The following is a 25,159-nucleotide window of genomic DNA, read 5'->3' as shown; positions in this document are numbered from 1 at the left end:
GCTGTTCTGGCATCATTCACGCCTATATCTCTATCCAGGGTCTGATGCGTGGCAGAAGAAAGCGACGACGACAAAACAGAAGCCCCCACACCCCACCGACTTGAAAAAGCACGGGAAGAAGGGCAGATACCCCGATCCAAGGAGCTAACCTCACTGCTTATTTTGCTGGTGGGCGTGTGCATTATCTGGATTGGTGGGGAGTCGCTCGCCCGTAGGTTGGCAGGCATGCTGTCAACTGGATTACGCTTTGACCACAGTATGGTCAATGACCCTAACCTGATCCTGAGCCAAATCATTCTGTTGATTAAAGACGCCATGATTGCGTTGTTGCCGCTGATTACCGGGGTTGTGCTGGTGGCATTGATCTCCCCGGTGATGCTTGGCGGCTTGATCTTCAGTGGTAAATCGCTGCAACCCAAATTCTCAAAGCTGAATCCGTTACCGGGTATTAAGCGTATGTTCTCGGCGCAAACCGGGGCTGAGCTGCTTAAAGCCATATTGAAATCCACATTAGTGGGTAGCGTGGCGGGATTCTATCTCTGGCATAACTGGCCAGAGATGATGCGCCTGATGGCCGAATCCCCGATTACGGCGATGGGTAATGCGCTGGATTTAGTCGGTATGTGCGCATTGCTGGTGGTGCTTGGCGTCATTCCGATGGTGGGGTTTGACGTCTTTTTCCAGATTTATAGCCACGTAAAAAAACTGCGGATGTCGCGTCAGGATATCCGTGACGAATTTAAACAAAGCGAAGGTGATCCGCACGTTAAGGGCAAAATTCGCCAGATGCAGCGTGCGGCCGCACAGCGCCGCATGATGGCAGATGTGCCGAAGGCGGATGTTATTGTGACCAACCCTACGCACTATTCGGTTGCCTTGCAGTACGACGAAAACAAAATGAGCGCGCCAAAAGTTGTGGCTAAAGGGGCCGGACTGGTGGCATTGCGTATTCGAGAGATTGGCGCGGAGCACCGTGTCCCAACGTTAGAAGCACCGCCTCTGGCTCGTGCGTTATATCGCCATGCTGAGATCGGTCAGCAAATACCTGGCCAATTGTATGCCGCCGTTGCCGAAGTGTTGGCATGGGTATGGCAGCTAAAACGCTGGCGTCTGGCTGGCGGCACGCCGCCACCACAACCTGGAAACCTTCCGGTGCCTGAAGCACTGGATTTTATGAACGAGAAGAATACTGATGGCTAATCTGGTCGCGATGCTGCGTCTGCCCGGCAACCTGAAATCCACGCAATGGCAAATTCTTGCCGGGCCGATCCTCATTCTGCTGATCCTGTCGATGATGGTGCTGCCGCTTCCGGCCTTCATCCTCGATTTACTGTTCACCTTTAACATTGCACTGTCGATCATGGTGCTGTTGGTGGCGATGTTCACCCAGCGCACGCTTGAATTCGCCGCATTCCCAACGATTCTGCTGTTCACCACCTTGTTGCGCCTGGCACTGAACGTCGCGTCTACGCGTATCATATTGATGGAAGGACATACAGGTGCAGCGGCGGCAGGTAAGGTGGTGGAAGCCTTTGGTCACTTCCTGGTCGGCGGTAACTTTGCCATCGGTATCGTGGTCTTCGTCATTCTCGTCATCATTAACTTTATGGTTATCACCAAAGGTGCGGGACGTATCGCTGAAGTGGGTGCGCGTTTCGTGCTGGACGGGATGCCGGGTAAGCAGATGGCGATTGACGCCGATCTGAATGCGGGATTGATTGGTGAAGATGAAGCCAAAAAACGCCGTTCTGAAGTGACACAGGAAGCCGATTTTTACGGCTCCATGGACGGTGCGAGTAAATTTGTTCGTGGGGATGCCATCGCCGGTATTCTGATTATGGTCATCAACGTGGTTGGCGGCTTGCTGGTTGGGGTGTTGCAGCACGGTATGAGCATGGGCAGCGCGGCAGAAAGCTATACCCTGCTGACCATTGGTGACGGGCTGGTAGCACAGATCCCTGCGCTGGTTATCTCAACGGCGGCGGGGGTTATCGTAACCCGCGTGAGTACCGATCAGGACGTGGGTGAACAGATGGTCACCCAGTTGTTCAGCAACCCAAGCGTCATGCTGCTTAGTGCGGCGGTCCTCGGTTTATTGGGGTTGGTACCGGGAATGCCAAACCTGGTGTTTCTGATGTTTACCGCGGCATTACTGGGGCTGGCCTGGTGGATGCGCGGACGCGAGCAAAAAGCACCAGAAGAAGCTCAGCCGGTGAAAATGCCGGAAAACAACTCGGTGGTAGAAGCGACGTGGAGTGATGTACAGCTGGAAGACACGCTGGGAATGGAGGTTGGGTATCGCCTGATTCCGATGGTGGACTTCCAACAGGACGGCGAATTGCTGGGGCGTATTCGCAGCATTCGTAAGAAATTTGCCCAGGATATGGGGTTCCTGCCGCCAGTGGTACACATTCGCGACAATATGGATCTGCAACCTGCCCGCTATCGTATTCTGATGAAAGGGGTTGAGATTGGTAGTGGTGATGCTTACCCTGGGCGCTGGTTGGCTATCAACCCTGGTACCGCAGCCGGATCGCTGCCAGGGGAGAAAACGGTTGATCCTGCCTTTGGACTGGATGCTATTTGGATTGAAAGTGCGCTAAAAGAGCAGGCGCAAATTCAGGGCTTCACCGTTGTTGAAGCCAGTACAGTGGTTGCCACACATCTGAACCATTTGATTGGTCAGTTTGCCGCAGAGCTATTTGGTCGTCAGGAGGCGCAACAGCTGTTGGATCGTGTTTCACAAGAGATGCCGAAACTGACAGAAGATCTGGTGCCGGGTGTGGTCACGCTGACCACACTGCACAAAGTGCTGCAGAACCTGTTGGATGAAAAAGTCCCTATTCGTGATATGCGCACCATTCTTGAAACGTTGGCGGAACATGCCCCGTTACAGAATGATCCGCATGAACTTACCGCAGTGGTGCGTGTGGCGCTTGGACGGGCGATTACTCAGCAGTGGTTCCCGGGAAACGAGGAAGTTCAGGTTATCGGACTCGATACACCGCTTGAGCGCCTGTTGTTACAAGCGTTACAGGGCGGTGGGGGCCTTGAACCTGGTCTGGCAGACCGGTTGCTGGCGCAGACGCAGGAAGCACTGTCTCGTCAGGAAATGTTGGGTGCGCCGCCAGTATTGCTGGTGAATCATGCGCTGCGACCTCTCCTTGCGCGTTTTTTACGGCGCAGTATTCCGCAGTTGGTGGTGTTGTCGAATATGGAGCTTTCCGATAACCGCCATATCCGTATGACCGCGACCATTGGAGGTAAATAATGCGTAAATTTCTTTGGCTGTTGTTTTTCCCGCTGGCTGTACAGGCTGCCGGGGAAGGGACATGGCAGGCAAGCGGTATGGGGATTACCTTAAATTATCGTGGGGAGTCGGCTTCATCTTCGCCTTTGGTTCCCAGCCAGCCCGTTTCAGGCCTGATGACGCTGGTCGCCTGGCGCTATGAATTAAATGGGCCTACGCCTGCGGGATTACGTGTGCGCTTATGCTCTCAGTCCCGTTGTGTCGAACTGGATGGGCAAAGCGGGACCACTAATGGCTTTAATAGTGTCCCTGCGATTGAACCCATGCACTTCGTCTGGGAAGTGCCTGGTGGCGGTCGCCTGATCCCTGCCTTGCAGGTTCAGAGCAATCAGGTGATTGTGAACTACCGTTAATTCCCTTCTTTACGTCGGCCAGCAGGCGAAACTGCTGGCCACCTCGCAGTTCTGAACGACTATCCTGATTAAAAAGAAACGCTGTTTTATAAAATTAGTGACCTGTGTTGTCGGACTCTTTGTGCTATTGCCATTTCGCAAAAATCCCTGGCAGAAACAAAAAGGTTTCCCCTGCGGTTAGCTTTTACTGTGGCCCGGTAATGATGCCCAATGTTTACACATCACTTTAGGGTAACAACACACAGGGTTACCTGAATCGTAATAAACCTGCCGCGCCGAAACTGGAACAGGGCGCAGCATTGAATTCGACACTGACAGAGGTTAAGGAAATGATTGTTTACCCGGTTAAACACAGTCCATTGTTGCGTCAACCAGAACATTTTATATCCAGGGATGAATTAAAAACGCTCATTAAAAAGGTGACGCATAACCTGGTCAATATTCATGATGAAACGGGCGAGTTCTTGCTGCGACTGGATGACGGACGTGTTATTGATACCAAAGGCTGGGCCGGATGGGAGTGGACTCACGGCGTCGGCCTGTACGGAATGTATCAGTATTATCAGCAAACCGGTGATGAGACGATGCGCGACATTATCGATAGCTGGTTTGCCGAACGCTTTGCGGAAGGGGCGACGACCAAAAACGTCAACACGATGGCCCCGTTTTTAACACTGGCATATCGCTATGAAGAAACGCGTAATCCGGCGTATCTGCCCTGGCTTGACGCATGGGCAGAGTGGGCCATGCATCAGATGCCCCGTACTGAGTTTGGCGGTATGCAACACATCACGCTGGCAGAAGAAAACCATCAGCAGATGTGGGATGACACACTGATGATGACGGTGCTGCCTCTGGCGAAAATTGGCAAGTTGCTCAATCGTCCTGAGTATATCGAAGAGGCCACGTATCAGTTTCTGCTGCATGTACAAAATCTGATGGATAAGGAAACGGGGCTGTGGTTCCACGGCTGGAGCTATGTGGGGCGGCATAACTTCGCGAACGCCCGTTGGGCGCGAGGTAATAGTTGGCTTACGATTGTGATCCCGGACTTCCTTGAACTTATCGATTTGCCGCCAAACAGCGCCATTCACCGTTATCTGGTGCAGGTTCTCAATGCGCAAATTGCAGCCCTGGCGGAATGTCAGGATGAGAGCGGATTGTGGCACACCTTACTGGATGATCCTCAGTCATATCTGGAAGCATCTGCAACAGCTGGATTCGCTTACGGTATTCTCAAAGCGGTGCGTAAACGCTATGTCGGTCAGGAATATGCGGGGGTGGCGGAGAAAGCTATCAGAGGTATTGTGCAACACATTTCCCCGGAAGGGGAGTTGCTACAAACCTCATTTGGCACCGGCATGGGGCACAATCTCGATTTCTACCACAACATCCCACTCACCTCTATGCCTTACGGGCAGGCCATGGCAATGCTGTGCCTCACCGAATACTTGCGTAAGTACTATTAATCGTGTTGTCCGCTGATGCGGTGCTGACCGGGCCAGATTGTCCTGCTGCATCGGGTTGCCCAGTGTTGTCCTGCGGCGCAAACAGATGATCCATGATTTGGCGCATGACCGGCGCGGCGGTAACCCCGTCGCTGCCGCCGTTTTCCAGAATCAATGCGATGGCGACTTTTGGATTCTTATACGGCGCAAATGCGGTATAGAACACGTGGTCGCGCAGTCGGATGGGGATCATCTTCGCATTGTAAGTCTGGTTTTCTTTCAGGCTAAAGACTTGTGATGTTCCGCTTTTGGCCGCGATGCCATAAGGTGCCGTATGGAAAAATTTATACCCGGTACCGTTAGGTGCATTCGCCATGCCGAACATGGCCTGGCGTACCAGGCTCCAGTACGGTGATGAGGCTGAGGCTATTTGCGCGGGTGCCGCCGGTGCCTGATAGTGGGTGATTGATTTGCCGCTCTCTTCATCCTGTAGCAGGTGAGGGGCAATAACTTTCCCGTTGTTAATCAGTGCGACCATCGCTTTTACCATCTGAATTGGCGTGGCAATCCAGTAGCCCTGGCCGATGCCGACCGAAATGGTATCTCCCTGGTACCAGGCTTTTTTATGCACCCGTTGTTTCCAGTCGCGGCTTGGCAGCAGACCGTTGTACTCTTCATCAAGATCGATACCGGTAGGTTTGCCGTAGCCAAACTGGCTAAGCATGCTGTTAATACGGTCGATCCCCATCATGTACGCCACCTGATAGAAGAACGTATCCGCTGATTCTTCAATCGCTTTGGTCACATCCAGCATGCCGTGTCCTGTTTTTTTCCAGTCGCGGTAATGCCGTTCGGTGCCGGGGAGTGTCCATGTCGGGGCGCCAAAGAAGCTGGTTTGTGGGGTGATCACCCCGTTTAATAAGGCTGACATCGCCATGTACGGTTTTACCGTTGAGGCGGGAGGATATAACCCCTGGGTGACGCGGTTAATTAATGGCAGGTCTTTATCCTGCAACAGCGTGTTGTAATCCTGGTAGCTGATGCCTTTTACAAACGGGTTTGGATCGTAGCTGGGGTTTGAGACCATTGCCAGCACGGAACCATCATGGGGATCTTCCACCAGCACCGCGGCGCGTTGTCCCACCAGCAGGCTTTCAATGTATTCCTGTAAGTGTAAATCCAGCGTCAGATGAATATCTTTGCCGGCGACAGGGGGGACGTCTTTAATCAAACGTACAATACGCCCGTGATTATCAACTTCCACTTCCTGATAACCCGTTTTGCCGTGTAGGTCATTTTCGTAGTAGTGCTCAATGCCCTGCTTACCGATGTTGTGGTCGGCGGCGTAGTTCTCTGCCAGCCCTTTTTTATCCAGTGCTTTCAGATCGCTATCGTTGATTTTTGATACATAGCCAAGTACATGTGCCAGCTCCGCCCCATAAGGATACTGGCGATCTTCGTAGCTATTGATGGTCACGCCGCTGAAATGGAACTGGTTCACAGAGAAACGGGCAATTTCTACATCGGTCAGCGCATTTTTAAGTACTACCGGGCGATAGCGACTGCTGGCCTTCAGTTCATGGCGAAACTGGTCAATATCATCTGGCGTGAGGTCAACAATCGGCGTGAGTTGCTTCAGCAGGGCGTCCATATCGCTGATTTTATACGGCGTAACAGAAATGTCGTACCAGGTGACATTTCGTACCAGCGGAATGCCGTTGCGATCGTAAATGATACCGCGCGTTGGGGCGACGGGCAGCATTTTGATGTCGTTTGCATCCGATCGGGTGGTGTAATACTGGTGTTGACGGATTTGTAAGTTGTAGAGGTTATAAATCAGGATGCCAAAACAGATGACGACCAGGCCAAAGGCCACCATTACACGCCGCTGGAAAAGTCTTTCTTCCGCCTCAAAATCTCTGAATGTCATTGACCCGTACCCGATTAATTCGCCGCCTCATGATACGGAGGCGTAAACGGGATGACAGGCAAAAAATGTACCATCCCTCTACGGAAATGTGTCATTCCTTGTGAGTTGTTACAAATTGATGCTATCAGTAGGCCGGATAAGGCGCTTACGCCGCCATCCGGCAAGGTGCGTCTGACCGCCTGATGGAGCTTCACTTATCAGGCCTATGAGGGCAGGTAAGGTCATAATAAAAAAGCCCGCGACATAGCGCGGGCTTTCACATCACTCGAGGCGATTACATGCGTTCTACGGTTTCGATACCCAGCGTATCCAGACCCAGTTTCAGCGTTTTCGCCGTCAGTTGCGCCAGTTTCAGACGGCTGTTACGAATCTCTTCATTCTCAGCGCTGAGGATCGGGCAGTGTTCGTAGAAGCCAGAGAACAGGCCTGCAACGTCGTACAGATAAGCGCACATTACGTGCGGCGTACCTTCACGTGCGACAACGGTCAGCGTCTCTTCGAACTGCAGCAGGCGCGCGGCCAACTGAGCTTCGCGATCTTCACTGATAATAACCTGTGCGCTGGCCAGCGCGTTTTCGTCGATATCCGCTTTACGGAACACGGAAAGTACGCGGGTGTAGGCATACTGCATATACGGTGCTGTATTGCCTTCGAAGGCCAGCATGTTGTCCCAGTCGAAGATATAGTCGGTGGTACGGTTTTTCGACAGATCCGCATATTTCACCGCACCGATACCGACGGCATTCGCCAGTTTTTCCAGCTCATCAGCGGGCATATCCGGGTTCTTCTCGGCCACCAGACGACGCGCACGTTCCAGCGCTTCATCCAGCAGGTCGGCCAGTTTTACAGTACCGCCAGCGCGAGTTTTGAATGGCTTACCGTCTTTACCCAGCATCATGCCGAACATATGGTGTTCCAGCGGTACGGAGTCCGGCACATAACCGGCTTTACGCACGATAGTCCATGCCTGCATTAAATGCTGATGCTGACGGGAGTCAATGTAATAGAGGACGCGGTCGGCATGCAGCGTTTCGTAACGATACTTCGCACAGGCGATATCGGTCGTGGTGTAGAGATAGCCGCCATCTTTCTTCTGAATGATGACGCCCATCGGTTCACCTTCCTTGTTTTTATACTCATCAAGGAATACAACGGTAGCGCCTTCGCTCTCAACAGCCAGACCTTTGGCTTTCAGGTCAGCAACAATGCCCGGTAGCATCGGGTTGTACAGGCTTTCGCCCATCACGTCGTCACGGGTCAGGGTGACGTTCAGACGGTCATAGGTTAACTGGTTCTGCGACATAGTGATGTCGACGAGCTTGCGCCACATCTCGCGGAAATATTCATCCCCGCCCTGCAGTTTCACTACATAGCTACGAGCACGCTCGGCGAAGGCTTCATCTTCGTCGTAGTGTTTCTTCGCATCGCGGTAGAAACCTTCCAGGTCTGCCAGCGCCATTTCTCCGGCATTTTCCTGCTGCTGTTTTTCCAGCCATGCGATCAGCATGCCGAACTGGGTGCCCCAGTCGCCGACGTGGTTGGCGCGAATAACGTTATGGCCGAGAAACTCCAGCGTACGCACCGCGGCGTCACCGATGATGGTGGAACGCAGGTGGCCCACGTGCATCTCTTTCGCCACGTTAGGTGCGGAGTAGTCAACAACAACCGTTTGTTTTGCCGGTTGAGTGACGCCCAGGCGATCGGAAGTCAGCGCCTGCTGAACATGCTGCGCGAGGAATGCCGGATCGAGAAAAATGTTGATAAAGCCTGGGCCTGCAATTTCAACTTTGCTGGCAATCCCGCTGAGATCCAGATGAGTCAGCACCTGCTCTGCCAGTTGTCGCGGCGCCATACCCAGTTTTTTAGCAACTGCCATCATGCCGTTGGCCTGATAGTCGCCGAACTGTACTTTTGCTGACTGACGAACCTGCGGTTCGCAATCTGCAGGTGCACCTGCAGCAATCATGGCCTGACTAACTTTTTCTGAGAGAAGAGCCTGAATATTCACCGGAATACCTTACATTTATGAAGCGGGATAAAATTCACCGCACCAGTTTAAGAATTTAGGGCGGGAGTATACTGCAAATGCCCGTTGCCGTCAGCATTGCGAGTACGGCGCACAGCCTAAAATACAGACACTGTTATTACGTATAATTATTCATACTCCGTTCGAAAAAATCAGCAGTTGGATGGGACTACGCAACAGAGTAAATTAGCGGCTTTGAACATCGATATGAGCTTTCATTATGGCGAACTGGCAAACAGTTACAGAACTGCATGATATTTCCGCAGATTTACCACATTTCATTCAAGCGTTAACGGAACTTTCCACCCGTCTGGGTCTGGATATTTCATCGCTGGATGCCGATCATATCTCTTTGCGCTGCCATCAAAATACCACCGCAGAGCGCTGGCGTCGGGGATTTGAACAGTGTGGAGAGCTGCTATCGGAAAATATCATTAATGGCAGACCGATTTGCCTGTTCAAACTGGATGAGCCGGTTTGTGTCGCTCACTGGCAGTTTTCGGTGGTTGAGTTGCCATGGCCAGGTGAAAAGCGTTACCCGCACGAGGGGTGGGAGCATATCGAAATCGTTCTGCCCGGTGCGCCGGAAACACTGAACGCGCGTGCGCTGGCGCTGCTTTCTGATGAAGGATTGAGTCAGCCGGGGATTTTCGTGAAAACCAGCTCGCCAAAAGGAGAGCGTGAGCGTTTACCGAATCCGACACTGGCGGTGAGTGATGGCAGCGTCACCCTCAAATTTCATCCGTGGTCAATTGAAGCGATTGTCGCAAGCGAGCAACAGGAGTGAGTGATGGCATTACTGGAAATCTGCTGTTACAGCATGGAGTGCGCACGCACCGCGCAGCGTCAGGGGGCTGATCGTATTGAACTGTGCTCGGCGCCCAAAGAAGGGGGATTAACGCCGTCGCTGGGGGTGTTGCGCTCAGTACGCCAGCATGTCTCTATTCCTGTTAATCCCATTATCCGCCCGCGTGGGGGTGATTTTTGTTACACCGACGGTGAATTTGCCGCGATGCTTGATGATATCGCGATGGTCAGAGATTTAGGTTTTTCAGGGCTGGTGACCGGCATTCTCAATGTGGACGGCAATGTCGATATGCCACGCATGGAAAAAATAATGGTTGCTGCGGGCCCGCTAAATGTGACGTTTCATCGGGCCTTCGATATGTGCGCCAACCCATTAAATGCGCTGAATAAATTGTCCGATTTGGGTGTCGCCAGAGTGCTGACTTCCGGGCAAAAATCAGATGCAGCGCAAGGTTTAACAAAAATAATGGAACTTATTGCGCAGGTGGATGCTCCAATCATTATGGCCGGAGCGGGGGTTCGCGCCGCGAATTTATCCCTGTTCCTCAACGCTGGAGTGCAGGAAGTCCACAGTTCTGCCGGAGTATGGCTGGCTTCACCCATGCGGTATCGCAATTCGGGGTTGTCGATGTCTTCGGATACGCAGGCGGATGAATATTCCCGCTATGCGGTAGACGGGGCGGCGGTTGCTGAAATGAAGGCAATCATTGCGCACCACCAGGCCAGCTGATTTTTACCGTTGCATCATGTCGCCCAATATGATGCTTGCTCGTACCAGGCCCCTGCCAATTCAACAGGGGCCTTTTTTTCTCCTTCATATTTCAAGCCGCAGCAGCGTTGGCCGCCTCGCGCACCCCGGTCACGTAGTTATCTACGCTCCCGGGGGTTTGCTGCGTTGCCGCCTTGCTGCAACTTGAACTATTTTGGAGAAACGGTGCTATACGTAACGGTCATTCGGCAATCCATCATGGCTTACGTGCAATTAACACGGCACGTAATGGGGCAGGGTAACCTTCCAGTGTTTTACTGCTGTCATTCGGGTCGAGGAAATCGGCCAGTGACTCGGTTATCATCCATTCGGTGCGACGCTGCTCTTCTGTGGTAGTGACACAGACGTCGGCGATACGGACATCCACAAATCCACATTTTTCCAGCCAGTTTATCAGCGCCAGTGCGGATGGAATAAAGTAGACGTTACGCATTTGCGCGTAGCGGTCACCTGGTACCAGAACGGTATTCTCATCACCTTCGACCACCAGTGTTTCCAGCACCAGCTCTCCGTCTTTTACCAGTTGATCTTTCAACTGCCAGAGATGTTCCAGCGGTGAGCGACGGTGATAAAGCACGCCCATAGAGAATACGGTATCAAACGCGTTCAGTGCCGGAAGCTGTTCGATACCCAGCGGCAGCAGGTGAGCGCGCTGATCGTTACCCAGCAATTTACGTACTGCTTCAAACTGACACAGGAACAACTGCGTAGGATCGATACCGACAGCCAGATGAGCACCCGCGCCAATCATGCGCCACATGTGATAGCCACTACCGCAGCCCACGTCGAGAATGGTTCGCCCGGTCAGATCGGATAAATGCGGCAGAACGCGATCCCACTTCCAGTCGGAACGCCATTCGGTATCAATATTGACGCCGTACAGCGAATATGGACCTTTGCGCCACGGCATGAGATGACGCATCAGCGTATCAATCCGTTTGATCTGCCCTTCGCTGAGCGGCTCCTCGCTTTCGGCAGTCACGCTATGCAGTAAATCCAGACGATGCGGCGTCAGTTCCGGCAGAAACTCCACGGCATTCGACCACTGCTTAAACAACCCATGTTGATCGCGTTGCCAGGCGGCGATTTGCGCCGGGAGCGTTTCCAGCCAATGGGAAAGATGGTTTTTGGCAATCAGCTGATAAAAGTTACCAAAGTCTGTCATGCCGGAACCTCAGATTTCAACGCGACCAGTGACCCAAAGTTGAAGCACTGGAACCACAATTCGCTGTGCTCAAAGCCTGCCTGATGCAGTCGCGCTTTGTGTGTTTCTACGGAGTCGGTCAGCATCACGTTCTCCAGCATGCTGCGCTTCTGGCTGATTTCCAGTTCGCTGTAGCCATTGGCGCGTTTGAAGTCGTGGTGCATGTTGAACAGCAGTTCGCCAACTTTGGCATCTTCGAAGCTGAACTTCTCGGATAGCACCAGCGCACCGCCGGGGTTCAACCCCTGATAAATCTTATCCAACAATGCCTGGCGCTCAGGTGGCTCAAGGAATTGCAGGGTAAAATTCAGCACCACCATCGAGGCGTTTTCGATAGTGATGTTGCGAATATCGCCTTCGACCACGTCAACAGGCGTAGGGGCTTTATAGGCATCGATATGACGACGACAGCGTTCAACCATCGCCGGCGAGTTATCAACGGCGATAATTTTGCAATTCTCATGATGGATATTGCGACGCACCGAGAGCGTCGCTGCGCCCAAAGAGCAGCCCAGATCGTAGACCTGCGTGTTGGGTTGCACGAAACGTTCGGCCAGCATGCCAATCATGGAGATGATATTGGAATAGCCGGGAACGGAACGCTGGATCATATCCGGGAAGACTTCAGCTACCCGTTCATCAAAGGTCCAGTCACCCAGACTGGCGATAGGCGCAGAAAAAAGCGTGTCGCGGTGAGACATAACGTAAAAATCCGGGAAAAATAAAGTGGCGTATTGTGCGCTAATGCAGGGAGAAAACCAACTCCCAGGGCATATACCAAAGATTCGCCAGCACCATTAGCAACAGTGAACACCAGGTGGCGCTCATGCCGGAACGACGCCAGCGGAAAAGACGGTGATGGAATCCGTAATAGTGCATCAGTCGCCCGGCTATCAACATCAACCCGCAAATATGCACCATCCACGTTTCAGCGCCGTTCATTTCCATAAAAAGCAGCAACACTAATGCAACGGGAATATATTCCACTGCATTACCGTGAATGCGAATAGCGCTTTGCAGCTCACTAAAGCCGCCATCACCATAGGCAACGCGATATTGCATGCGCAGGCGAACGACGTCAAAGGAGAACTTTATTAACAATAACGCACCCAGGACGGCATAAAGCGCGCTTACCATACAAACTCCCTTTCCTCGTCATACTTCAAGTTGCATGCGCGGTGGCTGTACTCGCTCCCCCCAGTCACTTACTTATGTAAGCTCCAGGGGATTCTCTCCCTTGCCATCTTCCTGCAACTCGAATTATTTAGAGTACGGTTGGGTTGATGGCATTGACTATGATAGGTGGCATTTTCAGAAAAGAGAAGATTGCTGTGGAATCGAGGGTGCTGATCCGATCTCTGGCAGGGCACTACGCAAATCCGCCCATAGCGTGTCTACCAGCTGTGGAGCCTGTGCAATATCCGGCGTGTGCAAAAACAGATAAGGCGTGGTGGTCTGTTGCCAGAGTGACAACTTTGCCAACCAGGCGGCAAAGAACTGCCGATTCTGTGTCATGTTATCACTACCGATAAAACGGACCATCGGGTGGTTTGCCGTGACTACCGCATGGACCGGGACCTTCGGTTTCTTACGTTGAGCATCGCGAATTGCTTCCGTGTGTGGGATCGCGGCATGGACCGGACGACTGTCTAAAATGACCCGATTAACCCCGCGTTCATGCAGACCCCGATTGAGCTGAACCTCTGATTCACCTTTCGCAAAGAAATCCGGATGACGAACCTCGACACCGTAGGTAAACGTTTTAGGGAGAGCATCGAGGAATTGCCACAGGGCAGGGAGGTCACGCGGGCCGAACGTGGCAGGTAGCTGCAACCAGTATTGTCCGATACGGGCATCCAGCGGTGACATGCGCGTAAAAAATTCCTGTACCAGGCCATCGCAATTCCGCAGTGCGGCCTGATGCGAGATGGTGGCCGGGAATTTGAAACAGAAGCGAAAATCGTCGCTGGTTTGTGCAAACCAGCGGTCAACAATCTCGGCTTTCGGCAAGGCGTACAGCGTGGTATTACCCTCCACGCAGTTAAAGTGGTGGGCATACTCTTCAAGGCTGGTGATCCCCAGACGCACCCATTTCGGGTGTGACCACTGGGGTAAGCCGATATAGATCATAACGCTTGTAGGATCTCGTCAACGCGACGTACACGGGCAATGCGTGGGAAAATATGCGTCATGCTGCCCTGATGCTGGTCGGCGCTGGCGGCACTGCAGGCGTCTTCGGCAACGATCAGGCTAAAACCCAGCTCCCAGGCGTTACGCGCAGTGGATTCGACGCCGATATTGGTGGAGATCCCGCAAAGGACGATGGTGTCGATACCGCGACGGCGCAGCTGTAGTTCCAGGTCAGTACCGTAGAATGCTCCCCACTGGCGCTTGGTAACCTCCAGGTCTGTCGTACATTTTCCCAGCGCTTGCGGGTATTCCCACCAGTTGTCGGGTAATGCTTTGGCTGGCGCGGGGGCATCAACCGGTTGTTTTAGCGCTTCGGCATAATCCGCAGACCAGCCGACACGAACCATCACCACCGGTGAACCGTGGGTACGGAATTTTTCCGCTAGTTGTGCTGCGCGAGCGACGACGTCGTTTGCCGAATGAGGCCCACCCGCGAAAGGCAAGATCCCTTCCTGTAGATCGATGACGACAAGTGCGGTTGTTTTTGCGTTCAGTTCCAGCATGGTGACTCCAGTAAAAAAGATTTCCGTTACACCTTAATCGCGAATCTGTGTGAAAGGGGCGACAATTTTTGTTATTTTTTGTGAGATTACGCAATACCCGCTTAGGAAACACGCGTACAGTCAGTACCGGACTGAGAGTCTACCCCAGTAGGCTCTTATCGTGCGGCAGAATTTCCAGTATAATAGCCGCCTTTTTTCATTCAGTTGTGACATTCAGCTAAAGCTGCGACTTCGTCATCTGCCGGGCAGGTGACAATCCGCCTGCGGCAAAGTTAAGGGATATCTCATGCGTACAGAATATTGCGGACAGCTACGTCTGTCCCACGAGGGGCAGCAGGTGACTCTGTGTGGTTGGGTCAACCGTCGTCGTGATCTTGGTAGCCTGATCTTTATCGATATGCGCGACCGCGAAGGTATCGTGCAGGTATTTTTCGATCCGGACCGTGCGGACGCGTTAAAGCTGGCCTCCGAACTGCGTAATGAGTTCTGCATTCAGGTAACGGGCACCGTGCGTGCGCGTGACGCGAAAAACGTCAACGCCGATATGGCGACGGGCGAAATTGAAGTGCTGGCATCCGATCTGGTCATTATCAACCGTTCAGATTCACTGCCGCTCGACTCTAACCACGTAAATACTGAAGAAGCTCGTCTGAAGTATCGCTACCTCGATCTGCGTCGCCCTGAAATGGCGCAGCGTCTGAAAACGCGTGCCAAAATTACCAGCCTGGTGCGTCGCTTCATGGACGACCACGGCTTCCTCGACATTGAAACGCCGATGCTGACGAAAGCGACGCCAGAAGGTGCGCGCGACTACCTGGTACCGTCTCGCGTACATAAAGGTAAATTCTACGCTCTGCCACAGTCTCCTCAGTTGTTCAAACAACTGCTGATGATGTCTGGCTTCGACCGTTACTACCAGATCGTAAAATGCTTCCGTGATGAAGATTTACGTGCTGACCGCCAGCCTGAATTTACTCAGATCGATGTTGAGACCTCCTTCATGACCGCACCGCAGGTGCGTGAAGTGATGGAAGCGCTGGTGCGTAATCTGTGGCAGGAAGTAAAAGGTGTGGACCTGGGCGATTTCCCGATCATGACCTTTGCTGAAGCAGAGCGTCGTTACGGTTCCGATAAGCCGGATCTGCGTAACCCGATGGAGCTGGTGGACGTTGCTGATCTGCTGAAATCTGTTGAATTCGCCGTGTTCTCTGGTCCGGCTAACGATCCGAAAGGGCGTGTAGCGGCTCTGCGCGTACCTGGCGGCGCCGCACTTAGCCGTAAGCAGATCGACGATTACGGTAACTTCATTAAGATCTACGGTGCGAAAGGTTTGGCATACATTAAAGTCACCGAGCGTGCAAAAGGTCTGGAAGGGATAACCAGCCCGGTGGCCAAGTTCCTGAATGCTGAAATCATTGAAGCTATTCTGGAACGTACTGGCGCACAAGACGGCGATATGATCTTCTTCGGTGCCGACAACAAGAAAGTGGTTGCCGACGCGATGGGGGCTCTGCGCCTGAAACTGGGTAAAGATCTGAACCTGACCGACGAATCCAAATGGGCGCCGTTGTGGGTTATCGACTTCCCAATGTTTGAAGACGATGGTGAAGGTGGTCTGACCGCAATGCACCATCCGTTCACCTCACCGAAAGACATGACGGCGGCTGAGCTGAAAGCTGCGCCGGAAGATGCGGTTGCCAATGCGTACGATATGGTTATCAACGGCTACGAAGTAGGCGGCGGTTCTGTACGTATCCATAACGGTGATATGCAGCAGACCGTATTTGGTATTCTGGGTATCAACGAACAAGAGCAGCGCGAGAAGTTCGGCTTCCTGCTGGACGCGCTAAAATACGGTACACCGCCGCACGCGGGCCTGGCGTTTGGCCTGGATCGTCTGACCATGCTGCTGACCGGAACGGATAACATCCGTGACGTTATTGCTTTCCCGAAAACGACAGCTGCCGCATGTCTGATGACCGAAGCGCCGAGCTTTGCCAACGAAGCTGCGCTGGCGGAACTGAGCATTCAGGTTGTTAAGAAGGCCGAGAATAACTGATATGGCATATAAGCAGCCTGTCTCGGTGTTAGTCGTGATTTATGCAAAGGACACCGGGAGAGTGCTGATGTTACAGCGACGCGACGATCCTGATTTTTGGCAGTCGGTCACCGGCAGCCTTGAAGAAGGTGAAACCGCGTCGCAAGCCGCCCTGCGCGAAGTAAAGGAAGAGGTCGCCATTGATGTTGCGCGTGAGCAACTGACCTTAATTGACTGCCAGCGCACGGTGGAGTTTGAGATTTTTAGTCATTTACGTCATCGCTATGCGCCAGGAATTGTACGTAATATGGAGTCCTGGTTTTGCCTGGCTCTGCCCACTGAACGAAAGATCGTGTTCACCGAACATTTGACCTACCGTTGGGTTAATGCGCACGAGGCTGCACAGTTAACCAAGTCGTGGAGTAACCGGCAGGCGATTGAAGAGTTTGTAATTAACGTCGCCTGAGAAGGCGCGCTTTTTGGAGAGATTATTTATGGCAGGTCATAGTAAATGGGCCAACACCAGACATCGTAAAGCAGCGCAGGATGCTAAGCGCGGTAAGATCTTCACCAAAATCATTCGTGAGCTGGTGACGGCGGCTAAACTGGGTGGCGGCGATCCGGATGCTAACCCGCGTCTGCGTGCCGCGGTTGATAAAGCGCTGGCAAACAACATGACCCGTGACACCCTGAACCGTGCAATCGCGCGCGGCGTGGGCGGTGATGAAGATTCCAACATGGAAACCATCATCTATGAAGGTTACGGTCCTGGTGGTACAGCCGTTATGATTGAATGTCTGTCTGATAACCGTAACCGTACCGTTGCGGAAGTGCGCCACGCATTCACTAAAACAGGCGGCAACCTCGGTACTGACGGTTCCGTTGCATACCTGTTCAGCAAGAAAGGCGTGATCTCCTTTGAGCAAGGCGACGAAGACGCCATCATGGAAGCGGCACTGGAAGCCGGTGCTGAAGATGTTGTAACCTTCGACGACGGCGCGATTGACGTTTACACCGCGTGGGAAGAGATGGGGAAAGTTCGTGATGCGCTGGAAGCGGCAGGTCTGAAAGCGGACGCGGCTGAAGTTTCTATGATCCCATCCACCAAAGCGGATATGGATGCAGAAACAGCGCCGAAGCTGATGCGTCTGATCGATATGCTGGAAGATTGCGATGACGTGCAGGAAGTTTACCACAACGGCGAAATCTCCGATGAGGTTGCAGCTACGTTAGAATGATGTGGTTAAGCCATAAAATAACAGGAGATGCGTGATGTCTATCATTCTCGGCATTGATCCGGGGTCGCGCATTACCGGTTATGGTGTAATCCGTCAGGTCGGCAGACAGCTGACCTACCTCGGCAGTGGTTGTATTCGCACCAAAGTTGATGATCTCCCGTCACGTCTGAAATTGATATACGCGGGGGTGACGGAAATCATCACCCAGTTCCAGCCGGATTATTTTGCCATCGAGCAGGTCTTTATGGCGAAAAATGCCGATTCGGCGCTGAAGCTGGGACAGGCGCGCGGCGTAGCGATTGTTGCTGCGACCAATCAGGATCTTCCGGTGTTTGAGTATGCTGCCCGACAGGTTAAACAGACAGTCGTCGGTATCGGCAGCGCGGAAAAAAGCCAGGTACAGCACATGGTGCGTACGCTGCTCAAGCTCCCGGCTAACCCTCAGGCGGATGCTGCGGATGCGCTGGCGATTGCCATTACCCACTGCCATGTCAGCCAGAACGCCATGCAAATGAGTGAGTCGAGGTTAAATTTAGCGCGCGGCAGGTTACGTTAGTGACAAATGAGGCTGGATATCTATCCAGCCTTTTTTTATGATAGCGCATTACCTTTTAGCCCTTAACGCAGGAGCGTCATGTGATAGGCAGACTCAGAGGCATCATTCTTGAAAAACAACCCCCACTGGTCCTTCTGGAAACGGGCGGGGTAGGCTATGAAGTGCATATGCCGATGACCTGTTTCTACGAGCTGCCGGAAGCCGGGCAGGAAGCGATCATCTTCACGCATTTTGTGGTGCGCGAAGACGCACAACTGCTGTATGGCTTTAACAATAAGCAAGAACGCACGCTGTTTAAAGAGCTAATTAAAACCAACGGCGTGGGGCCGAAGCTGGCGCTGGCGATCCTCTCCGGCATGTCTGCGCAGCAGTTCGTAAATGCTGTTGAGCGCGAAGAGCTTGGTGCGTTAGTGAAATTACCGGGTATCGGTAAGAAAACGGCGGAGCGTTTGATTGTCGAAATGAAAGACCGCTTTAAAGGACTGCATGGCGATCTCTTTACTCCGGCAGCCGATCTGGTGCTGACATCACCTGCCGGTCCGGTAAGCGATGATGCCGAGCAGGAAGCGGTTGCTGCGCTGGTAGCGTTAGGCTATAAACCACAAGAAGCCAGCCGCATGGTAAGCAAAATTGCTCGCCCTGATGCCAGCAGTGAAACCCTGATTCGCGAAGCCCTTCGCGCGGCATTGTGAGGTAAAGGATGATTGAAGCAGATCGCCTGATTTCGGCTGCCAGCACTACCCCTGAAGACCTGGTGGATCGTGCGATCCGCCCCAGATTGCTGGAAGAGTATATCGGCCAGCCTCAGGTACGTTCGCAGATGGAAATTTTTATCCAGGCGGCGAAGCTGCGCGGTGATGCCCTCGATCACCTGCTGATTTTTGGTCCTCCGGGTCTGGGTAAAACCACGCTTGCCAATATTGTTGCCAATGAAATGGGCGTCAACCTGCGTACTACGTCCGGTCCGGTGCTGGAAAAAGCAGGCGATCTGGCGGCTATGCTCACCAATCTCGAACCCCATGATGTGCTGTTTATTGATGAAATCCATCGCTTGTCACCGGTAGTGGAAGAGGTGTTGTATCCGGCAATGGAAGACTATCAGCTGGATATCATGATTGGCGAAGGCCCGGCAGCACGTTCAATTAAAATCGATCTGCCGCCGTTTACCCTGATTGGCGCCACAACGCGTGCGGGTTCGTTAACGTCTCCACTGCGTGATCGCTTTGGCATTGTGCAGCGCCTGGAGTTCTATCAGGTCGCTGATCTTCAGCACATTGTTGGACGCAGTGCCCGCTTTATGGGGCTGGAGATGAGTGACGAAGGGGCGCTGGAGGTTGCACGCCGGGCACGCGGTACGCCGCGTATTGCTAACCGTTTACTGCGTCGTGTGCGTGATTTCGCCGAAGTGAAGCATGACGGCACCATCTCGGCGGATATCGCGGCCCAGGCACTGGATATGCTCAATGTCGATGCTGAAGGCTTCGATTATATGGACCGCAAGCTGTTGCTGGCGGTGATCGATAAATTCTTTGGTGGTCCGGTCGGGTTGGATAACCTGGCGGCGGCAATCGGCGAAGAACGTGAAACCATTGAGGACGTGCTGGAACCGTATTTGATTCAGCAAGGCTTTCTACAACGTACCCCACGTGGGCGCATGGCAACGGTGCGGGCATGGAACCACTTTGGCATTACACCGCCGGAAATGCCTTAAGCCCCAATAATGCCTGATGGCGCTACGCTAATCAGGCCTGGCGATTTTGTAGGCCCGGTAAGCGCAGCGCCACCGGGCAACACATGCTCAGCTCGCTTGCTTCTTCATCATACTAAAGATAAACAGCAGCGCAGCGCAAAGCACCACGGATGGCCCCGCCGGTGTGTCATAAAACGCTGAGAAGGTCAGCCCGCCTGTAACCGCTATCATCCCTACACCTACGGCAACGCCCGCCATCTGTTCGGGTGTACGGGCGAAACGACGTGCGGTAGCCGCAGGAATGATCAGCAGTGATGTGATAATCAGTGCCCCGACGAATTTCATCGCCACACCTATAGTGAGTGCTGTGACCAGCATCAGCAATAGCTTGACACGTTGCAGCTTCACGCCATCAACAAAGGCCAGATCCGGGCTGATAGTCATCGACAGCAGGTTACGCCACTGCCAGAACAGAATAGCCAGTACAACCACGACACCAATGGCAATGGCCACCAGATCTTCTGGGGTGACGGCGAGCAGATCGCCAAACAGATAGGCCATCAGATCCACACGAATGTTCGACATCAGGCTGACAACCACCAGGCCTAATGACAGCGCGCTGTGCGCCATAATACCGAGCAGGGTATCAATCGCGAGGTGCGGGCGCTTCTCCAGCCATACCAGGCCTGCGGCCAGCAGCAGGGTGACGACGATAACAGCATAAAAGGGGTTTACATCCAGCAGCAGACCAAACGCAACGCCCAGCAGTGATGCGTGCGCCAGCGTATCGCCAAAATAAGACATCCGACGCCAGACCACAAACGAGCCAAGCGGGCCAGCAGCGCAGGCCAGCATGATCCCGGCTAACCAGCCGGGTAATAATAATTCAATCATGAGTGACCATTTCCCCGGCGTAAAACAATGCGACCCTGTAAATCGTGGCGATGATTATGGTTGTGACGGTAAATTCCGAGTTGTTCAGCGCCGCGTTGCCCGAACATAGAAATGAATTCGGGGTGCATTGAAACCACCTCTGGTGTGCCGGAGCAGCAAATGTGGTGGTTCAGACACAGGACTTCGTCGGTTTTTGCCATGACCAGGTGCAGGTCATGGGAGACCATCAGCACGGCGCAATCCAGCTCGCGTCGCAATTGATCGATAAGATCGTACAGTGCAACCTGACCATTCACATCCACTCCCTGAGTCGGTTCATCGAGCACCAGGAGCTGTGGTTTATTTAGCAATGCTCGGGCCAGCAAGACACGCTGCGTTTCCCCACCGGACAGTTTTTGCATCGGAGCATCCATCAGATGCCCGGCCTGAACACGCTTCAGCGCAGGGAGAATGTCGGCTTTCTTTGTGCCAGGACGTAAGCGCAAAAAGCGGCTCACCGTCAGCGGAAGTGTTGTATCGAGGTACAGTTTTTGCGGTACGTAGCCAATCCGCAAATGCCCGTTGCGCTTGATAACCCCTTCATCAGCCGCTACCAGTCCCAATACAACGCGCACCAGCGTAGACTTTCCGGCCCCATTCGGGCCAAGAAGCGTTAAAATTTTGCCGGGTCGAAGTTCAAGCGATACGTCAGAAAGGACGCGGCGTTGACCATAAGAGACCGAGACATTTTCCAGTGAAACCAAAGTCGTCATATCAATTTTAGTCTTGCAGAAGTTATAGAATGTTATAATATCACATTTCTCACATTCGTTACGATGATTGGTCGCATTATGTTACATAAAAATACGCTTCTTTTCGCAGCATTATCCGCTGCTCTTTGGGGTAGTGCAACTCAGGCTGCAAATGCCGCTGTAGTGGCGTCACTTAAGCCGCTGGGCTTTATTGCCTCAGCGATTGCAGATGGGGTTACAGACACCCAGGTTCTGCTGCCTGACGGGGCTTCCGAACACGATTATTCGCTGCGCCCTTCAGATGTAAAACGCTTACAGAACGCGGACTTAGTCGTTTGGATCGGTCCGGAAATGGAGGCGTTTATGGAAAAGTCAGTCAAGAATATTCCTAACGCAAAACAGGTAACGATTGCGCAGCTCAATGACGTGAAACCGTTACTCATGAAAGGCGCTGACGATGATGATGACGATCATGGGCATAACGACGCTCACGGCGAAAAAAGTGACGAGCATCACCATCATGGTGATTACAACATGCATCTTTGGCTTTCCCCAGAGATAGCGCGGGCCTCAGCGGTTGCAATCCATGATAAATTAGTGGAACTTATGCCGCAAAGTCGAGCCAAACTTGACGCCAACCTGAAGGATTTTGAGGCACAATTAGCCGCAACCGATAAGCAGGTAGGTAACGAGCTCGCACCGCTCAAGGGGAAAGGGTATTTTGTTTTTCATGACGCCTATGGCTACTACGAAAAACACTACGGGCTAACGCCGCTTGGTCACTTTACCGTGAACCCTGAGATTCAACCTGGTGCGCAGCGTTTACATGAAATAAGAACACAGTTGGTTGAGCAAAAAGCAACCTGCGTTTTTGCTGAGCCACAGTTCAGGCCAGCGGTCGTTGAAGCCGTAGCGAGAGGGACATCCGTTCGAATGGGAACGTTGGATCCCCTCGGAACGAATATCAAACTGGGTAAAACAAGCTATTCAGCGTTTCTGAACCAATTAGCCAACCAGTATGCGAGCTGCCTGAAAGGAGATTAATGAGGAAGTGAATACGTGCAACAGATAGCCCGCTCTGTCGCTCTGGCATTTAATAATTTGCCGCGACCCCATCGTGTTATGTTGGGGTCGCTTACTGTTCTGACATTGGCCGTCGCAGTCTGGCGGCCTTATGTATACCATCCCGACTCTGCACCCATCGTTAAAACTATTGAGCTGGAAAAAAGCGAGATACGTTCACTGCTGCCAGAGGCCAGCGAACCTATCGATCAAGCCGCTCAGGAAGATGAAGCTATCCCTCAGGACGAACTCGATGATAAGACCTCTGGCGAGGCCGGGGTTCATGAGTATGTTGTTTCTACCGGCGATACGCTGAGCAGTATTCTGAACCAGTACGGCATTGATATGGGCGATATCAGCCAGCTTGCCGCATCTGATAAAGATTTACGTAACCTAAAAATTGGCCAGCAACTTTCCTGGACACTGTCTTCGGAAGGAGATTTGCAGCGCCTGACCTGGGAAGTCTCCCGCCGTGAAACCCGTACTTATGATCGTACGGCAACGGGTTTCAAAATGAGCAGCGAAATGCAACAGGGTGACTGGGTCAACAGCCGAATCAACGGTACGGTGGGCGGTAGTTTTGTCGCCAGTGCAAGAGATGCCGGCCTGACCAGCTCTGAAATCAGCGCGGTGATTAAAGCGATGCAATGGCAGATGGACTTTCGCAAGCTGAAGAAAGGCGATGAGTTCTCCGTTTTGATGTCTCGCGAGATGCTGGACGGTAAACGCGAACAAAGTCAACTGCTGGGTGTTCGTTTGCGCTCTGAAGGCAAAGATTATTACGCGATCCGTGCTGAAGACGGTAAATTCTATGACCGTAACGGGACCGGGCTTGCTAAAGGGTTTATGCGTTTCCCTACGGCGAAGCAATTCCGTATTTCGTCAAACTTCAATCCACGTCGCCTGAATCCGGTAACCGGACGGGTTGCACCGCACAAAGGTGTCGACTTTGCGATGCCGCAAGGTACGCCGGTGTTGTCAGTCGGTGATGGAGAAGTGGTAGTCGCGAAACGTAGTGGCGCGGCCGGATACTATGTAGCTGTTCGTCACGGTCGCACTTACACCACCCGTTACATGCACCTGCGTAAGCTGCTGGTTAAACCAGGGCAAAAAGTGAAACGTGGCGATCGTATTGCGCTGTCAGGTAACACTGGGCGTTCTACTGGCCCGCACCTGCACTACGAAGTATGGGTCAACCAGCAGGCGGTGAACCCGTTGACGGCAAAACTGCCGCGTACGGAAGGGCTGAGCGGTTCAGATCGTACCGAGTATCTGGCACAGGTGAAAGAGGTTCTGCCTCAGTTACGCTTCGATTAATAAATACACGGACAGAGCCGGTACGCTATGCGTGCCGGCTTTTTTATTTTGTACGGGACACGGTGCGCCGCTACACTATCAGCAGATTTACTTTTTCGCGGCCCCCGATACTGGAAGAGCATGGAAACGAAAAAAAAGAGTATTGAGTATATCCCTGAGTTTCATAAATCATTCCGTCACCCGCGCTACTGGGGCGCCTGGCTTGGCGTGGCGGCGATTGCAGGGATTGCATTAACGCCAGCATCATTTCGCGATCCCATTCTGGCGAAACTGGGACGGCTTGCCGGACGGCTGGGGAAAAGTTCGCGTCGTAGAGCGCTTATCAATTTATCCCTCTGTTTTCCTGAGCGCAGCGAAGCCGAGCGTGAGGCCATCGTTGATGAGATGTTCGCGACTGCGCCTCAGGCGATGGTTATGATGGCAGAATTAGCCATGCGCGGTCCGGAGAAAATCCAGCACCGCGTTGACTGGCAGGGCCTGGAAATTATCGATGAGATGCGACGTAATGAGGAAAAGGTGATTTTTCTCGTCCCTCACGGCTGGGGTGTTGATATCCCGGCAATGCTGATGGCATCTCAAGGCCAGAAAATGGCAGCGATGTTCCATAACCAGGGCAATCCGGTATTTGACTATGTCTGGAATACGGTACGTCGACGTTTTGGCGGCCGTTTACATGCACGTAACGACGGTATTAAACCTTTTATTCAGTCAGTTCGGCAGGGATACTGGGGATATTACTTACCGGATCAGGACCACGGCCCGGAGCACAGCGAGTTTGTGGATTTCTTCGCGACCTATAAAGCAACGTTACCGGCAATTGGTCGTCTGATGAAGGTTTGTCATGCGCGCGTAGTACCGCTATTCCCGGTGTACGATGGCAAAACGCATCGTCTGACGATTCAGGTACGCCCACCCATGGATGACATTCTGACGGCCGATGACCATACCATTGCCAGACGGATGAATGAAGAAGTGGAGATTTTTGTCACCCCGCATCTCGAACAATACACCTGGATTCTGAAACTGCTAAAGACCCGCAAACCCGGCGAAATTGAACCGTATAAACGCAAAGATCTTTATCCTAAGAAATAGA

24 protein-coding genes are annotated in these 25,159 nt (G+C 52.8%); 15 read left to right on the top strand and 9 right to left on the bottom strand.

Annotated elements, in window-relative coordinates; translation table 11 throughout:
• The first annotated feature begins 48 nt into the window (after positions 1-48).
• The 4 genes from flhB (at position 49) to bglB (ending at position 5,132) form a co-directional block, all read left to right on the top strand.
• On the top strand, positions 49-1,200 hold the full coding sequence (gene flhB / locus NNO08_RS15030) for a flagellar biosynthesis protein FlhB (RefSeq protein ID WP_271441778.1): 1,152 nt from the start codon (positions 49-51) through the stop codon (positions 1,198-1,200).
• A complete protein-coding gene (gene flhA, locus NNO08_RS15025) occupies positions 1,193-3,271 on the top strand; it encodes a flagellar biosynthesis protein FlhA (RefSeq protein ID WP_048211356.1) in 2,079 nt (692 codons plus the stop codon). The genes flhB and flhA overlap by 8 nt, the downstream gene beginning before the upstream one ends.
• A complete protein-coding gene (gene flhE / locus NNO08_RS15020; protein WP_271457012.1) occupies positions 3,271-3,663 on the top strand; it encodes a flagellar protein FlhE in 393 nt (130 codons plus the stop codon). The genes flhA and flhE overlap by 1 nt, the downstream gene beginning before the upstream one ends.
• Positions 3,664-3,992: 329 nt before the next feature.
• The gene (bglB, locus tag NNO08_RS15015; RefSeq protein ID WP_271457011.1) at positions 3,993-5,132 is read left to right on the top strand and encodes a beta-galactosidase BglB; all 1,140 of its coding nucleotides are present in this window, start codon (positions 3,993-3,995) and stop codon (positions 5,130-5,132) included.
• On the opposite strand, the gene mrdA is transcribed toward bglB, so the two are convergent.
• Positions 5,104-7,041 carry a penicillin-binding protein 2 gene (gene mrdA / locus NNO08_RS15010; RefSeq protein ID WP_271457010.1) on the bottom strand — a complete coding sequence of 646 codons (1,938 nt, stop codon included), beginning with the start codon at positions 7,039-7,041 and terminating at the stop codon, positions 5,104-5,106. The genes bglB and mrdA overlap by 29 nt on opposite strands.
• Positions 7,042-7,315: 274 nt before the next feature.
• The gene (gene argS, locus NNO08_RS15005) at positions 7,316-9,049 is read right to left on the bottom strand and encodes an arginine--tRNA ligase (RefSeq protein WP_271441781.1); all 1,734 of its coding nucleotides are present in this window, start codon (positions 9,047-9,049) and stop codon (positions 7,316-7,318) included.
• A gap of 238 nt (positions 9,050-9,287) precedes the next feature.
• On the opposite strand from argS, the gene NNO08_RS15000 reads away from it, so the two are divergent.
• Together NNO08_RS15000 and cutC are read left to right on the top strand one after the other, a co-directional pair.
• Positions 9,288-9,854, top strand: coding sequence for a VOC family protein (locus tag NNO08_RS15000; RefSeq protein ID WP_202038388.1), 567 nt, complete (start codon positions 9,288-9,290; stop codon positions 9,852-9,854).
• Positions 9,855-9,857: 3 nt separating this feature from the next.
• On the top strand, positions 9,858-10,604 hold the full coding sequence (gene cutC / locus NNO08_RS14995) for a copper homeostasis protein CutC (RefSeq protein WP_271457009.1): 747 nt from the start codon (positions 9,858-9,860) through the stop codon (positions 10,602-10,604).
• Positions 10,605-10,839: 235 nt separating this feature from the next.
• Here cutC and cmoB read toward each other — a convergent pair whose 3' ends face one another.
• The 5 genes from cmoB to NNO08_RS14970 all read right to left on the bottom strand — a co-directional run bounded on the left by cmoB (position 10,840) and on the right by NNO08_RS14970 (position 14,540).
• Positions 10,840-11,808: a tRNA 5-methoxyuridine(34)/uridine 5-oxyacetic acid(34) synthase CmoB gene (gene cmoB / locus NNO08_RS14990; RefSeq protein WP_271457008.1), complete on the bottom strand. Its 969-nt coding sequence runs from the start codon at positions 11,806-11,808 to the stop codon at positions 10,840-10,842.
• Complete coding sequence (cmoA, locus tag NNO08_RS14985; RefSeq protein ID WP_271441785.1) at positions 11,805-12,548, bottom strand: carboxy-S-adenosyl-L-methionine synthase CmoA; 744 nt, start codon at positions 12,546-12,548, stop codon at positions 11,805-11,807. Before cmoA ends, cmoB begins: the two co-directional genes overlap by 4 nt.
• A gap of 40 nt (positions 12,549-12,588) precedes the next feature.
• Positions 12,589-12,984: an MAPEG family protein gene (locus tag NNO08_RS14980; protein ID WP_003833847.1), complete on the bottom strand. Its 396-nt coding sequence runs from the start codon at positions 12,982-12,984 to the stop codon at positions 12,589-12,591.
• 174 nt (positions 12,985-13,158) lie between these two features.
• On the bottom strand, positions 13,159-13,977 hold the full coding sequence (locus NNO08_RS14975; protein ID WP_271457007.1) for a DUF72 domain-containing protein: 819 nt from the start codon (positions 13,975-13,977) through the stop codon (positions 13,159-13,161).
• Positions 13,974-14,540: a hydrolase gene (locus NNO08_RS14970; protein WP_271457006.1), complete on the bottom strand. Its 567-nt coding sequence runs from the start codon at positions 14,538-14,540 to the stop codon at positions 13,974-13,976. Before NNO08_RS14970 ends, NNO08_RS14975 begins: the two co-directional genes overlap by 4 nt.
• Positions 14,541-14,826: 286 nt before the next feature.
• On the opposite strand from NNO08_RS14970, the gene aspS reads away from it, so the two are divergent.
• The 6 genes from aspS (at position 14,827) to ruvB (ending at position 20,083) form a co-directional block, all read left to right on the top strand.
• Positions 14,827-16,599, top strand: a complete 1,773-nt coding sequence (gene aspS, locus NNO08_RS14965) for an aspartate--tRNA ligase (RefSeq protein ID WP_271441788.1) — start codon at positions 14,827-14,829, stop codon at positions 16,597-16,599.
• A gap of 1 nt (position 16,600) precedes the next feature.
• Positions 16,601-17,044, top strand: a complete 444-nt coding sequence (gene nudB, locus NNO08_RS14960) for a dihydroneopterin triphosphate diphosphatase (protein WP_271457005.1) — start codon at positions 16,601-16,603, stop codon at positions 17,042-17,044.
• 28 nt (positions 17,045-17,072) lie between these two features.
• The gene (locus tag NNO08_RS14955) at positions 17,073-17,816 is read left to right on the top strand and encodes a YebC/PmpR family DNA-binding transcriptional regulator (RefSeq protein WP_003833836.1); all 744 of its coding nucleotides are present in this window, start codon (positions 17,073-17,075) and stop codon (positions 17,814-17,816) included.
• A 34-nt stretch (positions 17,817-17,850) separates the two neighbouring features.
• On the top strand, positions 17,851-18,372 hold the full coding sequence (ruvC, locus tag NNO08_RS14950) for a crossover junction endodeoxyribonuclease RuvC (RefSeq protein ID WP_003034867.1): 522 nt from the start codon (positions 17,851-17,853) through the stop codon (positions 18,370-18,372).
• Between the two features lie 80 nt (positions 18,373-18,452).
• On the top strand, positions 18,453-19,064 hold the full coding sequence (gene ruvA / locus NNO08_RS14945) for a Holliday junction branch migration protein RuvA (RefSeq protein WP_137381569.1): 612 nt from the start codon (positions 18,453-18,455) through the stop codon (positions 19,062-19,064).
• Positions 19,065-19,072: 8 nt separating this feature from the next.
• Entirely contained in the window at positions 19,073-20,083 is a 1,011-nt protein-coding gene (ruvB, locus tag NNO08_RS14940) for a Holliday junction branch migration DNA helicase RuvB (protein ID WP_271450086.1), read from the top strand.
• A gap of 87 nt (positions 20,084-20,170) precedes the next feature.
• On the opposite strand, the gene znuB is transcribed toward ruvB, so the two are convergent.
• Together znuB and znuC are read right to left on the bottom strand one after the other, a co-directional pair.
• Positions 20,171-20,956, bottom strand: coding sequence for a zinc ABC transporter permease subunit ZnuB (gene znuB, locus NNO08_RS14935; protein ID WP_137381571.1), 786 nt, complete (start codon positions 20,954-20,956; stop codon positions 20,171-20,173).
• The gene (gene znuC / locus NNO08_RS14930; protein WP_040232396.1) at positions 20,953-21,708 is read right to left on the bottom strand and encodes a zinc ABC transporter ATP-binding protein ZnuC; all 756 of its coding nucleotides are present in this window, start codon (positions 21,706-21,708) and stop codon (positions 20,953-20,955) included. Before znuC ends, znuB begins: the two co-directional genes overlap by 4 nt.
• A 78-nt stretch (positions 21,709-21,786) precedes the next feature.
• On the opposite strand from znuC, the gene znuA reads away from it, so the two are divergent.
• From znuA to lpxM, 3 genes are all read left to right on the top strand, one after another.
• On the top strand, positions 21,787-22,731 hold the full coding sequence (znuA, locus tag NNO08_RS14925) for a zinc ABC transporter substrate-binding protein ZnuA (RefSeq protein ID WP_005120703.1): 945 nt from the start codon (positions 21,787-21,789) through the stop codon (positions 22,729-22,731).
• 15 nt (positions 22,732-22,746) lie between these two features.
• Entirely contained in the window at positions 22,747-24,066 is a 1,320-nt protein-coding gene (mepM, locus tag NNO08_RS14920) for a murein DD-endopeptidase MepM (RefSeq protein ID WP_071887356.1), read from the top strand.
• Between the two features lie 120 nt (positions 24,067-24,186).
• A complete protein-coding gene (gene lpxM, locus NNO08_RS14915) occupies positions 24,187-25,158 on the top strand; it encodes a lauroyl-Kdo(2)-lipid IV(A) myristoyltransferase (RefSeq protein ID WP_271457004.1) in 972 nt (323 codons plus the stop codon).
• Position 25,159: the final 1 nt, after the last annotated feature.

The organism is Citrobacter sp. Igbk 17 (assembly GCF_028069775.1).
In the GTDB taxonomy this organism is placed as follows: Bacteria; Pseudomonadota; Gammaproteobacteria; order Enterobacterales; family Enterobacteriaceae; genus Citrobacter.
Note: the sequence above shows the minus strand (reverse complement) of the source record. Positions and strands in the feature narration are given on the sequence as shown.